We start from the raw sequence: 15,096 nt of genomic DNA, 5'->3' as shown, positions 1-15,096 counted from the left end.
ATTGCGATAACCCTGACCTCACGGTCAGGGTTTTTTGCGTTATGCGGCACCTGAAACGCAGCCGGCCAGATACGTTTTCATCCTGTCCATCAGTAATGGCTAATCGCCTCATTTACACGCTTGATTAACGTAAATCCGCCAACATCTCCGGGCAACATCGATACTTTGAGAAGCACCTGCCCGCTTTCTCTGTCCGGTTCGCCGGCAGAAGCATCGATAACTTCCTTCAGGCTGCCCCCGTCAGCACTAACTGACTCTTTTATTCTGAGGTAACGGCGGCAGCTAATAATCATATTCTCTCTTAATCACCGTGCTTATACTCAAACATCAATCCCGCATGAAACTTTCTCAGCTTGAACATACAGACTCGACATTAGCGCCGTTCCTGGTTATCTTTGGCTGTCTGGATGTCTAAACGTGTAAATGGTGAGTTGAGGAAGCAGGTTATGCCGATCAGGGTACCCGATGAGTTACCAGCCGTGAGTTTTCTGCGCAACGAGAACGTCTTTGTGATGACCTCTTCGCGCGCCAGTACTCAGGAGATCCGTCCTTTGAAGGTGCTGGTATTGAATCTGATGCCGAAAAAGATTGAGACGGAAAACCAGTTTTTGCGTCTGCTTTCCAATTCCCCCTTACAGATAGATGTGCAGCTGCTGCGTATCGACGGTCGCGAATCGCGCAATACGCCGATGGAGCATCTGAATAACTTTTACTGTAATTTTGAAGATATTCAGCATCAAAACTTCGATGGGTTAATTGTGACGGGCGCGCCGCTGGGGCTGGTCGATTTTAACGACGTGGCTTACTGGCCGCAGATACAGCGCGTACTGCACTGGGCCAAAGAGCACGTCACCTCAACGCTGTTTGTCTGCTGGGCCGTGCAGGCTGCGCTGAATATTCTGTATGGCATACCTAAGCAAACGCGCGACGTGAAACTGTCCGGCGTTTACGACCACCATATACTGCATCCGCATGCGCTGCTGACCCGTGGCTTTGATGATACGTTCCTGGCACCGCATTCCCGTTATGCCGATTTTCCAACCCATCTGCTACGTGATTACACCGATCTGGAAATTTTTGCTGAATCGGAACAAACCGGGGCTTATCTGTTTGCCAGCAAGGACAAGCGACTCGCTTTTGTCACGGGGCATCCTGAGTATGACGCTTTGACGCTGTCTGCAGAGTATCACCGCGATTACGAAGCCGGACTTAACCCGGAAATTCCCTGTAATTATTTCCCGCAGAATAATCCGGAGCTGCCGCCAAGGGCAAGCTGGCGTAGCCACGGTAACTTACTGTTTACTAACTGGTTAAATTACTATGTTTACCAGATTACCCCATTCGATCTGCGTAATATGAATCCTACGCTCGAATAAACCAGTGAGCTGAGAAAAGGGGCCATTTTTCATCATAAATATGGTCCTGAATTATCACACTGTACTTTTTTCATATTCCCCTCTGCTGCCGCCACGCAAAACACATCTGCTCTGTTTCCTTATGCCGTTATCCTGTCCTGTTGCCATCCCGGCCCTGTGCCAACACACTTCTCACGCAGAAACTCATCTGAAAAAGAAAACTGAAAAGACCTTTCTTTGGGTTGTTAAATTTAATTCCTTTCAAATCATAGGGTAACCAGAAATATAAAATAAAATGGAAATAGTTTTTGATTTTGCATATCACCTGGTTATATTTTGATCGGGCGGGGTAAGCGCTATCCGGCAGCAAAAGCGTCCCTGAAGGCGATGTCTCCAGAAGGTTCTGATGACAGGAGTGAAGCAATGACACAACAGATTATCAGCGAAGAACTGGCGTTCCAGCGCCCATTTGGTGAAGCAGGTGCACAGATACTGACGGATCCTGCGGTAGATTTTCTCACGGAATTGGTGATGCGGTTTACGCCAAAACGTAATGTACTGCTCAGAGAGCGGCAGCGTAATCAGGCAAAATTTGACGCCGGTGAGCTACCTGACTTTATTTTGGAAACAGGTTCCATAAAAAACTCAACGTGGAAGATTCGCGGCATTCCTGCCGATCTACAGCGGCGACGTGTGGAGATCACCGGCCCGGTCGAACGGAAAATGGTAATCAATGCGCTTAATGCGAATGTTGATGTTTTTATGGCAGATTTTGAAGATTCACTGGCGCCCAGCTGGGAGAAAGTGCTTGAAGGGCAGATAAATCTGCGTGATGCGGTAAAGGGCACCATTGATTACCGTAATGAGGCGGGAAAGATCTATCAGCTGAAGCCCGATCCGGCTGTATTAATCTGCCGGGTCCGTGGTCTTCATCTGCCGGAAAAACATGTCACCTGGCGTAATGAAGCGATCCCCGGCAGCCTGTTTGACTTCGCACTCTACTTTTTTCACAACGTGGACGCGCTACTGGCGAAGGGCAGCGGCCCCTACTTCTATTTGCCGAAAACCCAAAGCTGGCAGGAAGCTGCCTGGTGGAGTGAGATCTTCAGCTATACCGAGGATCGATTCGATCTTCCCCGGGGAACGATCAAGGCAACGCTGCTGATCGAAACGCTGCCAGCCGTCTTTCAGATGGATGAGATCCTCTATCACCTGCGCGATCACATCGTCGGGCTGAACTGTGGCCGCTGGGATTATATCTTCAGTTATATCAAAACGCTGAAAAATCACCCTGACAGGGTGCTGCCCGATCGTCAGTCGGTGACGATGGATAAAGGCTTTCTGGATGCTTATTCCCGGCTGCTGATCGCAACCTGCCATCGCCGGGGCGCTTTGGCGATGGGAGGGATGGCCGCTTTTATCCCCAGTAAAGAGAGTGAACGTAACGAATGGGTCCTTAACCGCGTCAGGGCGGATAAAGAACGGGAAGTGCAGAACGGTCACGATGGAACCTGGATCGCCCATCCGGGGCTGGCAGATACGGTAATGACCCTGTTCAGTCAGGCTCTGGGCGAAAGGCAAAACCAGCTGGACGTGCTGCGGGAAGAGGATGAGCCAGTAACGGCCGCCCAGCTGCTTGCACCCTGTGAAGGAGAAAGAACAGAAGAGGGCATGCGGGCCAATATCCGCGTGGCAGTGCAGTACATCGAAGCATGGATCTCAGGTAATGGCTGCGTGCCTTTGTATGGCCTGATGGAGGATGCCGCCACGGCGGAAATTTCGCGAACCTCAATCTGGCAGTGGATCCGCCACGGAAAAACCCTGCAAAACGGCGAGGTGGTTACTGAAGCGCTGTTCCGCCAGATGCTGGCAGAGGAGATGCAGGTTATCCAGCAGGAGCTGGGCGATTCGCGCTTTTGCCAGGGAGGCTTCAGCGAAGCCGCCGATCTGATGGCGCGCATCACGACCGAACCTGAGCTGGTTGAATTCCTGACGCTGCCCGGCTACCAGCTGCTGCGTTAACCACTGACCCCTAATCCCATGAGGCCTTCTATGACAACGCGTATCCAACAGATTGAGAAGACGGAACAACAGTGGCGCAGCGCACGCTGGGAAGGGATTACCCGTCCTTACAGCGCAGAAGAGGTCGTCCGGCTCCGCGGCTCGGTGAATCCGGTCTGCACGCTGGCCTGCCAGGGCGCTGAAAAACTGTGGCGGCTGCTGAACGGTGACGCCAGAAAAGGGTATATCAATAGCCTGGGGGCGCTGAGCGGTGGCCAGGCGCTACAGCAGGCGAAAGCAGGGATTGAGGCTATCTATCTTTCCGGATGGCAGGTCGCAGCGGATGCCAACCTTGCCGGGAGCATGTATCCCGACCAATCGCTTTATCCCGCTAATTCGGTGCCATCAGTCGTTGAGCGTATCAACAACACTTTCCAGCGGGCCGACCAAATCCAGTGGGCCAGCCAGATTGCGCCCGGCGATCCAGGCTACACGGATTACTATCTGCCCATTGTGGCCGATGCGGAAGCGGGCTTTGGCGGGGTGCTGAATGCCTTTGAGCTGATGAAGGCGATGATCCAGGCCGGCGCTGGCGGCGTACACTTCGAAGATCAGCTCGCTTCGGCGAAGAAGTGCGGCCATATGGGCGGTAAGGTCCTGGTGCCTACTCAGGAGGCGGTTCAGAAGCTGGTTGCTGCCCGGCTTGCGGCAGACGTAATGGATGTGCCGACGGTACTGATTGCAAGAACGGATGCCGATGCCGCCGATCTGATTACCTCAGACTGCGACGAATATGACCGTGAGTTTATTACCGGCGAGCGCACGCCCGAGGGATTCTTTCGCACCCGGGCCGGTATAGAGCAGGCTATCGCACGCGGGCTGGCCTATGCGCCCTATGCTGACGTGCTGTGGTGCGAAACCTCAACGCCCGATCTGGCGCTGGCCCGGCGCTTTGCCGACGCCATTCACGCCCGCTTCCCCGGCAAGCTGCTGGCCTATAACTGTTCCCCCTCTTTTAACTGGAAAAAGAACCTTGATGACGCCGCCATCGCCAGTTTCCAGCAGTCACTGGCGGAAATGGGCTATCGCTTCCAGTTTATTACGCTGGCCGGTATCCACAGTATGTGGTTCAACATGTTCGATCTGGCCAGGGCTTACGCTCAGGGCGAGGGGATGCGTCATTACGTCGACAAAGTACAGCAGCCCGAATTTGCAGCCCGTGAACAAGGTTACACCTTCTCTTCGCATCAGCAGGAAGTGGGAACAGGGTATTTTGACAATGTAACCACCATTATTCAGGGGGGCGTATCGTCGGTGACGGCGCTGACCGGTTCTACCGAAGAGCAGCAGTTCTGAATAAAACCGGAGGGCCTCATGCCGCAGCTGGAAATGCTTATCGCGCAAACCATTTTGCAGGGGTTTGACGCACAGTATGGTCGCTTTCTGGAAGTGACGGCGGGGGCCCAACAGCGCTTTGAGCAGGCCGATTGGCTGGCCGTGCAGGAAGCGATGAAGGCACGCATTCACCTCTACGACCGGCACGTGGCGCTGGTCGTGGAGCAACTGAAATGCATCACTCACCTTACGGATTTCAACGGGGACTTTTTGCTGCGCGTAAAGGCGCTCTACGGCGAGCTGCTGACGGACTATCCGCGTTTTGAAATTGCCGAAAGTTTTTTTAACTCCGTTTACTGTCGTCTGTGCGGTCATCAGCGGCTTTCCCCGGAGCGGCTGTTTATTACCAGTTCACAACCAGACCGCCGCTTTCGTACCATTCCCCGACCGCTGTCGAAAACGTTCGATGCCTTGAACGGCTGGCAGGCGCTGCTGAGCAAGATGTTAAGCGACCTCCCTCTGCGGTTGCCCTGGGACGATCTTGCGAGGGATATTGGCTACACCATTGCGCATCTGCGGGAAAACTTCAGCGAAACGGATCTGCGGGAAGGGCAGCTTGAAATCGCCAATGAACTGTTTTACCGCAATAAAGCTGCCTGGCTGGTGGGGAAATTGCGGTTGCCCTCTGGCGTATATGCTTTTCTGCTGCCGCTACACCGCAGCGAAAGCGGCGGACTGTTTATTGATACCTGCCTGACGCGGCGGCGTGAAGCCAGCATCGTATTTGGCTTCGCCCGCGCCTATTTTATGGTTTACGCACCGCTGCCTGCCGCGCTGGTGGAATGGCTACGGGAAATATTACCCGGCAAAACCACCGCCGATCTTTATATGGCGATAGGCTGCCAGAAGCATGGCAAAACGGAATGCTACCGGGAATACCTTCAGGTGATTTCGACGACCAAAAACCGGTTTGCCGTTGCGCCGGGCGTGCGCGGTTTAGTCATGCTGGTGTTTATGCTTCCCGGCTACGATCGTGTTTTCAAAGTGATCAAAGATCGTTTTGCCCCGCAAAAAGAGGTGACGCCGGAGCGGGTCAGGGAATGCTACCAGCTGGTGAAAGAGCACGATCGCGTTGGCCGGATGGCAGATACCCAGGAATTTGAGCATTTCGCGCTCGAACGCTCGCGGATCGGTGACGAACTGCTGGCGGAAATGCGGCGGGAAATCCCCGATAAGCTGCGTGAAGAGGGAGATAAAGTGATTATCAGCCACCTTTATCTGGAGCGCCGGATGACGCCGCTCAATCTCTGGCTGCAACAGGCGGATGATCGGCAGCGACGCGATGCTATTGAGGAGTATGGCAATGCCGTCAGACAGCTGGCGGCCGCCAACATCTTTCCCGGCGATCTGCTCTATAAGAATTTCGGCGTGACGCGCCATGGAAGAGTGGTGTTTTATGATTACGACGAAATTTGCTACATGACCGAGGTGAACTTTCGCGACATACCTCAGGCCCGTACGCCGGAAGATGAACTGGCCGCGCTGCCCTGGTACAGCGTAGCGCCGGAAGATGTGTTTCCTGAGGAGTTTCGCCATTATCTCTGTGTGGAGCCGGCGATAGCGGCGCTGTTTGAAGAGATGCATGGCGAGCTGTTCAACGCGGCGTGGTGGCGGGGGCTTCAGCAGCGTATCCGTGACGGGCACATTGAGGATGTCTTTGCCTATCGCCGTCGTCAGCGATTTTGCCAGCGCTTTACCGCTGCCCCAGCGGAGATGGCCGCAGCGCCCTTACGGCCTGGCGGGATAGCCCGTTCTTTGTGGAGCGCATCCTGACCGACCGATTCACTCCTTCCAATACCCTATCCGACGGGAGCCACGCATGATGCGTGGCCTCAGCCGCTACCTCACCCCACCATACTGCCGGGTGATCTCTTTCGCGGCCTTAATCACCAGCGCCCCAAGCTCGGTCACGCGATCGTCCGTGACGCGCGACACCGGTCCGGAAATAGAGATAGCGGCAAAAGGTTCGTGGTGCTCATCATAGATGCAGGCCGCCACGCAGCGCAGCCCCAGCGCGTGCTCTTCGTCGTCAAAGGCGAAGCCAATCTTGCGTATGTGCGCCAGGTTCTCCTTCAGACTGTGCGGCGACATCAGCGTACGCGGCGTATAGTGATGCAGTCCCTGACGATGCAGCAGTTCACTGACCTGGGCATCATCCAGGTTAGCCAGAAACGCTTTGCCCGCGCCTGAGGCGTGCATCGGCAGTTTGCCGCCAATTGGCGCAGACATACGCATCAGCTGGGTACACTGCACCTGATCGATGATCACCGCCTGACGGTCGCTGATGTCCAGCACCGCCAGGTTAACCGTTTCGCCGGAATCCTCCATCAGCTTGCGCAGCATGGGATGCACCAGCGCCAGCAGATTGCGGCTTTGCAGGAAGCTACTGCCCACCACGAAGGCGTGCGCGCCAATGGTCCAGAGGCCCAAATCACCGACCTGACGAACGAACCCCTGCTGCTGCATGGTGGATAACAGGCGGTGCGTGGTGGAGTTGGGTAAGCCAGCCTGTTGCGCAAGCTCCGTCAGGGCGACGCTGCCGTGGGAATCGGCGATGAATTCCAGCAGCTTAAGCCCCCGCGTCAGCGACTGCACCTGCCCGGCGGGTTGGGCTGGCTGGGCGGCGGCCGTACGCGGTTTTTTGCCGCGCTTCACGACGTCAGAATTAGCCATTCCGGACTCCTTAATTTCACTATGTGGAAACCATTTTCGTTTTATTACTCAGGAATGCAATGCTGGATAATCTGGTCGGAGCAGTAGATAGCACTGCCTGAAAATGTCTCAAGGTCCTTTACTTTGTCCTGCTCAGAAGTTGTGCCAGTATGGTTTGCTGGCATTTTGCCGCTGGGTGACGTTGAAGAGGCTAGAGTGGGTAACAAAACAGAAGCGCTGCATCAGCAGCTGGCGAAACGCATCATGGTGCTGGATGGCGGCATGGGCACAATGATCCAGAGCTACCGTCTGGAGGAAGCGGATTTTCGGGGAGAGCGTTTTGCCGACTGGCAGAGCGACCTGCAAGGCAATAACGACCTGCTGGTGCTGACCCGCCCGGATGTGATTACGGCGATTCATAACGGCTATCTGGAAGCGGGCGCCGACATTCTCGAAACCAATACCTTCAACTCCACCACCATCGCGATGGCGGATTACCACATGGCGTCGCTCTCTGCGGAAATTAACTACGAGGCCGCCCGCCTGGCGCGCGCCTGTGCCGACGAGTGGACGGCGCGCACGCCTGACCGGCCGCGCTACGTAGCGGGTGTCCTTGGCCCGACCAACCGCACCTGCTCTATTTCACCGGACGTTAACGATCCGGCCTTCCGTAACGTGACCTTTAATCAGCTGGTGGAAGCCTACCGCGAGTCAACCCGCGCGCTGGTGGAGGGCGGAGCGGATATCATCATGATTGAAACGGTCTTCGATACCCTTAATGCCAAGGCGGCAATCTTTGCCGTCGAAATCGAATTTGACGCGCTCGGCGTCACCCTGCCGCTGATGATCTCCGGCACCATTACCGATGCCTCTGGCCGGACGTTATCGGGACAGACCACGGAAGCTTTTTATAACTCTCTGCGCCACGCCCGCCCGCTCTCTTTTGGTCTGAACTGCGCGCTGGGTCCGGATGAGCTGCGTCAATATGTATCAGAGCTGTCGCGCATTGCGGAAGGTTATGTCACCGCGCACCCTAATGCGGGTCTGCCAAACGCCTTCGGCGAATACGATCTGGATGCGGAGATCATGGCTGAGCAGATCGGCGAATGGGCGAGGTCGGGCTTTTTGAACATTGTTGGCGGCTGTTGTGGCACCACGCCAGCGCACATCGCCGCTATGGCGAAAGCGGTAGAGGGCGTTCCGCCGCGTGCGCTGCCGGAACTGCCGGTCGCCTGCCGCCTTTCGGGACTGGAGCCGCTGACCATCAGCGCCGATTCGCTGTTTGTAAACGTAGGCGAACGCACCAATGTGACCGGCTCAGCGAAGTTTAAGCGGCTGATTAAAGAAGAAAAATATAATGAAGCGCTGGAAGTTGCGCTCCAGCAGGTAGAGAGCGGCGCGCAGATTATTGATATTAATATGGATGAGGGAATGCTCGACGCCGAAGCGGCAATGGTGCGTTTTCTCAACCTTATCGCGGGCGAGCCGGACATCGCCCGCGTACCGATAATGATCGATTCTTCTAAGTGGGAGGTAATCGAGAAGGGGCTTCAGTGCATCCAGGGGAAGGGGATCGTGAACTCCATCTCCATGAAAGAGGGCGTGGAGGCTTTTATCGCCCACGCGCGCCTGGTGCGGCGCTACGGGGCGGCGATGGTCGTGATGGCCTTTGACGAAGCGGGCCAGGCCGATACCCGCGAGCGCAAAATTGAAATCTGCCGCCGGGCTTATAAGATCCTGACTGAAGAGGTCGGTTTCCCGCCGGAAGACATTATCTTCGATCCCAACATCTTTGCCGTGGCAACCGGGATTGAAGAACATAACAACTATGCGATGGATTTTATCGGCGCCTGTGAAGACATCAAGCGTGAGCTGCCGCACGCGATGATTTCCGGCGGCGTCTCAAACGTTTCCTTCTCATTTCGCGGCAACGACCCCGTACGCGAAGCGATCCACGCCGTCTTTCTCTATTACGCAATCCGCAACGGCATGGATATGGGCATTGTTAACGCCGGCCAGCTGGCGATCTACGACGACCTGGACCCGGAGCTGAAGGAGGCTGTAGAAGACGTCATCCTGAACCGCCGGGAGGATGGCACCGAGCGGATGCTTGAGCTGGCCGAAAGGTTTCGCGGCAGCAAACCGCAGGATGAAAGTACCCGTCCCCAGGCCGAGTGGCGCAGCTGGACGGTTGAAAAACGGCTGGAATATTCGCTGGTCAAAGGCATTACTGAATTTATTGAGGAGGATACCGAAGCCGCGAGACAGAACGTCAGTCGCCCGATAGAGGTGATCGAAGGCCCGCTGATGGCGGGCATGAACGTGGTGGGCGATCTCTTTGGTGAGGGCAAAATGTTCCTGCCGCAGGTGGTAAAATCCGCCCGCGTCATGAAACAGGCGGTCGCCTGGCTGGAGCCGTACATTGAGGCGAGTAAAGAGAAGGGCAGTACCAACGGCAAAATCGTCCTGGCGACGGTTAAGGGCGACGTGCATGACATCGGCAAAAATATCGTTGGCGTGGTCCTTCAGTGCAACAACTACGAAATTATCGATCTGGGCGTCATGGTGCCGGGCGAAAAAATCCTGAAAACCGCCAGAGAGCAGAACGCCGATATGATCGGCCTTTCAGGGCTGATTACGCCATCGCTGGATGAGATGGTCAACGTGGCGAAAGAGATGGAGCGTCAGGGATTCACCCTGCCGTTGCTGATTGGCGGTGCAACGACCTCGAAAGCGCACACGGCGGTCAAAATCGAGCAAAACTACAGTGGCCCCACGGTTTACGTGCAGAACGCGTCGCGCACCGTTGGGGTGGTTTCATCGCTGCTGTCGGCCACTCAGTATGACGATTTTGTGGCCCGGACCCGTAAAGAGTATGAAACGGTACGCATCCAGCATGCCCGTAAAAAGCCGCGTACCCCGCCGGTCAGCCTGCAGGCAGCCCGCGACAATGCTCTCAGTATTGACTGGGGAAATTATACGCCGCCGCCTGCACACAGGCTGGGTATAAGCGAAGTGAGTGCTGACATCGAAACGCTGCGTAACTACATCGACTGGACGCCTTTCTTTATGACCTGGTCGCTGGCCGGTAAATACCCGCGTATTCTGGAAGATGAAGTCGTTGGCGAAGAAGCCCGGCGCGTTCTGGCCGATGCCAATGCAATGCTGGACGATCTGAGCCAGAATAAATCGCTGAATCCGCGCGGCGTGGTGGGCATTTTCCCGGCGAACCGCGTGGGCGATGATATCGAGATTTACCAGGACGAAACCCGTACTCAGATTTTGCAAGTAAGTAATCACTTACGTCAGCAGACCGATAAAAAGGAGTTTGCGAACTACTGCCTGGCCGATTTCGTGGCGCCGAAAAGCAGTGGGAAAGTGGACTATCTGGGCGCGTTTGCCGTTACCGGCGGACTGGAAGAGGATGCGCTGGCGGAGGCCTTCGATGCCAGACATGATGATTATAATAAAATTATGGTGAAGGCCCTCGCCGATCGTCTGGCGGAAGCGTTTGCTGAATACCTGCATGAGCGGGTGCGAAAAGTGATCTGGGGTTATGCCGCGACGGAAAATCTCAGTAATGAAGAGCTGATCCGCGAAAACTATCAGGGGATAAGACCGGCACCGGGCTATCCCGCCTGTCCGGAACATACGGAAAAAGAGACTATCTGGAAGCTGCTGGATGTGGAAGCCCATACCGGGATGAAGCTGACGGAATCTTTTGCCATGTGGCCTGGTGCAGCCGTTTCCGGCTGGTACTTCAGCCATCCGGAAAGTAAGTATTTTGCGGTGGCCCAGCTTCAGCGTGACCAGATTGAGGATTACGCCCGTCGTAAGGGCATGTCCGTCAGCGAAGTGGAGCGCTGGCTGGCCGCGAATCTGGGCTACGACGCAGATTGATCCATGACCGGGCAGGTCGGCCATTTTATTATCCGGCCTGCCCTGGCATAGTGCCCCATTCATACCGCCACGCTTTACCAAAATCCGCGTAATTACTTAAATATATCCTTCTGATTAAAAAGATTTTTCCATAAACAGACTAAACTTAATGCTGTCTGTAGGGCTGAAAACCGGCCCTGAATGCGTTCAGTTTGAGAAGTTGTGAGGTCGATTGCTTTGTTAACGCTGCTAAATTTACTTTCAGCCGTGGCGCTGCTGGTCTGGGGGACGCATATCGTCAGAACCGGCATCATGCGCGTGTATGGCGCTGATTTACGTCGGGTGCTCAGTCACAGCGTCTCGAAAAAGCCGATGGCCTTTACCGCCGGCATTGGCGTTACCGCCCTGGTACAAAGCAGTAATGCCACCACGCTGCTGGTCACTTCGTTTGTTGCCCAGGAGCTGGTGGGTCTGACGCCGGCGCTGGTCATTATTCTGGGCGCCGACGTCGGCACCGCGCTGATGGCGCGTATCCTGACGTTCGATCTCTCCTGGCTTTCGCCGCTGTTGATTTTATTTGGCGTGATCTTTTTCCTGGGCCGCAAGCAGTCGCGAGCGGGGCAGCTGGGACGCGCCAGCATTGGACTGGGGCTGATCCTGCTGGCGTTAGAGCTGATTGTGGCGGCCGCCACGCCCGTCACACAGGCCGCCGGGGTGAAGGTGCTGTTCTCTTCCCTGACAGGGGATGTCCTGCTGGATGCGCTGATCGGCGCTGTCTTTGCGATTATCAGCTACTCCAGCCTGGCCGCTGTCCTGATCACGGCCACGCTCACGGCTACCGGCGTTATCTCCTTCAAGGTTGCGCTTTGCCTGGTCATTGGCGCCAATCTGGGAAGCGGCCTGCTGGCAATGCTCAATAACAGCGCGTCCAATGCGGCGGGCAAGCGGGTGGCGCTCGGCAGCCTGCTGTTTAAATTTATTGGCTCGCTGATGGTGCTGCCCTTTATTAATCCGCTGGCAGCCTGGATGGATACACTGCCCGTCAACGATGAAGAGCTGGTGATTTACTTTCACGTGTTCTACAACGTGATCCGCTGCCTGATCATGGTGCCCTTTACCGGGCCGATGGCCGGGTTATGCCAGCGGCTGATTCAGGATGAGCCAGAAACCGATCCGCGTCTCAAACCCCGACACCTCGACAGCAGTGCGCTCGATACGCCAGCCCTCGCCCTTGCCAACGCCGCCCGTGAAACCCTCCGCATGGGTGATGTCCTTGAGCTGATGCTGAGCACTTTCAGCAAGGTTGTGCACGGCGAACTGCGCCAGGAGCGTGAAATTCGTAAGCTGGATGATGATGTCGATACGCTCTACACCGCAATCAAGCTCTACCTGGCGCGCATGCCCAAAGAAGATCTCCCTGAAGCGGACTCCCGCCGCTGGGCTGAAACCATTGAGATGGCGGTCAATCTGGAGATGGCCGGTGACATCCTGGAGCGCATGAGTGGTGAGGTGGCCGATAAATCACTGACCGCTGGCCGGGCATTTTCAGAAGAAGGCATGGGAGAGCTGGACGCGCTGCTTGAGCAGCTGACGGCTAATCTGCGCCTCAGCCTGTCGGTGTTCCTGTCCCGGGACATCACCAGCGCCAAGCGCCTGCGTCGGGCTAAGCACCGCTTCCGTATCACTAACCGACGCTATTCACATAAGCACGTTGAGCGTTTGCATCACCAGAACGTGCAGAGTATTGAAACCAGCTCGTTACATCTTGGTCTGCTGGGGGATATGAAACGCCTCAGTTCGCTATTTTGCGCGGTGGCTTATAGCGTACTTGAGCAGCCTGAGGATATCAGGGAAGAGGAGTGAATTACGGCCAGCAGAGAAAAACTCCGCCCACTGCCGTGGGTGTGTGGGCGGAGCGGGTACTTACTTTTTCTTGATGGGCCTGCCGGACCAGTAGCCGGCCAGCAGGGAACCAGAGAGGTTATGCCACACGGAGAAGAGCGCGCCCGGCAGCGCCGCCAGCGGCGAGAAGTAGAGCTTGCCTAAGGTCGCCGCGAGGCCGGAGTTTTGCATCCCCACTTCCAGCGCCAGCGTGCGGCAGGTTGACTCATCAAAGCCAAACAGCTTGCCGCCCCAGTAGCCGCCCAGCAGACCGATAGCGTTATGCAGCATCACCGCCACGATCACCATCAGCCCCACCGAGCCGATAAAGCCCTGACTGCCCGCGACCACCGCGCTGATGATCAGCAGAATAGAAATCATGGAGAAGGCGGGCAGATAAGGCTCAACGCGCTTCACCAGGCTATTCATGGTGTGGTGAACAATCAGGCCAGCGCCAATCGGAATAACCACGATCTTCACAATACTCAGGAGCATACCCATCACATCAACCTGAATATGGGTATCAACATACAATTTGGTCAGTAGCGGGGTGGCAAAAACGCCCACCAGCGCCGACACGGATGAAATCGTCACGGAGAGCGCCACATCGCCCTTTGCCAGATAGATCATCACGTTTGAAGCCGTACCGCTGGCAACGCTGCCTACCAGAATCATACCGGCGGCGAGATCGGGCGGCATGGCAAACAGTTTTGCCAGCGCCCAGGCGGCCAGCGGCATCACCAGATAATGCAGAAACGTCCCGGCGAGCACCGGAGCGGGACGGATCAGCACGCGCTTAAAATCGTTGATATTCAGCGTCACCCCCATGCCAAACATAATCAGCATCAGCAGCCAGGGCACCCAGGGGCCGATGTCCAGAAAGAGCGTGGGGGAGTAATAAGCAGCGACGGAGAGAAGGACTGCCCAGAGCGGGAACAGTCGGGTAACGGTGGCGAGCATAGCCGGACTTCCTTTTATGTTGTGTTTATTTTTGTGCAGTTTTTGCCATAAGACGTCGCTTATCCCGGAACGGGGGAAAAGTGACTGGAGAATCATAGCATTAACCGGGAAGGGAGCAGAGTTCGCGGTGGGAGAAGTTGCATATCAGCAGCCGGGAAGAAAACGGAACTCGCGGCGGGATGTGGCATAGCAGTAGCTGGGAAGAAAACAGAACTCGCGGCGGAAGGCGTTGCTGGCGGCCACGGCGGGCGCGCCAGCCTGAGTTTTAGTCTTTAGCGGAAAGCAGGCAGCGATAAATCAGGCCGCCTGCCACACCGCCGATCAGCGGCATCAGCCAGAACATCCACAGTTGCTCCACTGCCCATCCGCCCTGGAACAGCGCCACGGCGGTACTGCGTGCCGGGTTAACGGACGTGTTCGTCACCGGAATGGCGATGAGGTGAATAAGCGTCAGCGCCAGGCCGATTGCGATGGGCGCAAAGCCGGCTGGTGCACGCTTATCGGTCGCGCCGTGAATAATAATCAGGAACAGCGCCGTCAGTACCCCTTCCGTGACCATGCCGGCGAGGAGAGAGTAACCGCCCGGCGAATGTGCGCCGTAGCCGTTCGAGGCAAAGCCGCTTGCGGCCGCGTCAAACGCCGCATTGCCGCTGGCAATCACGTAAAGCACGCCCGCCGCGGCCAGGCCGCCGATAACCTGAGCCGCCATATAGCCCAGGATCTGGCGTCCCGGGAAGCGCCCACCGGCCCACAGGCCCAGCGTGACCGCCGGATTAAAATGGCCGCCGGAAATATGACCGACCGCATAAGCCATGGTCAGTACCGTCAGGCCGAACGCCAGCGCCACGCCGGCAAAGCCGATACCCAGTCCCGGAAAGCCGGCGGCCAGTACTGCGCTACCGCACCCCCCCAACACCAGTACGAAGGTTCCCAAAAATTCAGCCGTTAACTTTCTCATACTCACTTTTATTAT

The 15,096-nt window shown here is 56.1% G+C and carries 9 protein-coding genes; 6 read left to right on the top strand and 3 right to left on the bottom strand.

Annotated elements, in window-relative coordinates:
- Nucleotides 1-446: 446 nt before the first annotated feature.
- From metA to aceK, 4 genes are all read left to right on the top strand, one after another.
- Nucleotides 447-1,376, top strand: a complete 930-nt coding sequence (gene metA / locus AAH446_RS18825; protein WP_342908210.1) for a homoserine O-acetyltransferase MetA — start codon at nucleotides 447-449, stop codon at nucleotides 1,374-1,376.
- 402 nt (nucleotides 1,377-1,778) lie between these two features.
- A complete protein-coding gene (gene aceB / locus AAH446_RS18820) occupies nucleotides 1,779-3,377 on the top strand; it encodes a malate synthase A (protein ID WP_342908209.1) in 1,599 nt (532 codons plus the stop codon).
- A gap of 30 nt (nucleotides 3,378-3,407) precedes the next feature.
- The gene (aceA, locus tag AAH446_RS18815; RefSeq protein ID WP_342908208.1) at nucleotides 3,408-4,712 is read left to right on the top strand and encodes an isocitrate lyase; all 1,305 of its coding nucleotides are present in this window, start codon (nucleotides 3,408-3,410) and stop codon (nucleotides 4,710-4,712) included.
- 18 nt (nucleotides 4,713-4,730) lie between these two features.
- Nucleotides 4,731-6,524, top strand: a complete 1,794-nt coding sequence (aceK, locus tag AAH446_RS18810; protein ID WP_342908207.1) for a bifunctional isocitrate dehydrogenase kinase/phosphatase — start codon at nucleotides 4,731-4,733, stop codon at nucleotides 6,522-6,524.
- A gap of 66 nt (nucleotides 6,525-6,590) precedes the next feature.
- Here aceK and iclR read toward each other — a convergent pair whose 3' ends face one another.
- Nucleotides 6,591-7,424 (bottom strand): glyoxylate bypass operon transcriptional repressor IclR, encoded by an 834-nt coding sequence (gene iclR / locus AAH446_RS18805; protein WP_342908206.1) that lies wholly within the window; start codon nucleotides 7,422-7,424, stop codon nucleotides 6,591-6,593.
- 195 nt (nucleotides 7,425-7,619) lie between these two features.
- Between iclR and metH the strand changes: the two genes are divergently transcribed.
- Complete coding sequence (metH, locus tag AAH446_RS18800) at nucleotides 7,620-11,303, top strand: methionine synthase (protein WP_342908205.1); 3,684 nt, start codon at nucleotides 7,620-7,622, stop codon at nucleotides 11,301-11,303.
- A 216-nt stretch (nucleotides 11,304-11,519) separates the two neighbouring features.
- On the top strand, nucleotides 11,520-13,145 hold the full coding sequence (locus AAH446_RS18795; RefSeq protein ID WP_342908204.1) for a Na/Pi cotransporter family protein: 1,626 nt from the start codon (nucleotides 11,520-11,522) through the stop codon (nucleotides 13,143-13,145).
- Between the two features lie 60 nt (nucleotides 13,146-13,205).
- Here the strand turns inward: AAH446_RS18795 and panS are convergent, their stop codons facing one another.
- On the bottom strand, nucleotides 13,206-14,123 hold the full coding sequence (panS, locus tag AAH446_RS18790; protein WP_342908203.1) for a ketopantoate/pantoate/pantothenate transporter PanS: 918 nt from the start codon (nucleotides 14,121-14,123) through the stop codon (nucleotides 13,206-13,208).
- Between the two features lie 265 nt (nucleotides 14,124-14,388).
- Nucleotides 14,389-15,081, bottom strand: a complete 693-nt coding sequence (aqpZ, locus tag AAH446_RS18785; RefSeq protein ID WP_342908202.1) for an aquaporin Z — start codon at nucleotides 15,079-15,081, stop codon at nucleotides 14,389-14,391.
- Nucleotides 15,082-15,096: the final 15 nt, after the last annotated feature.

The organism is Erwinia psychrophila (genome assembly GCF_039023475.1).
GTDB lineage: Bacteria > Pseudomonadota > Gammaproteobacteria > Enterobacterales > Enterobacteriaceae > Erwinia.
This window is presented reverse-complemented; position numbering and strand designations above follow the sequence as displayed.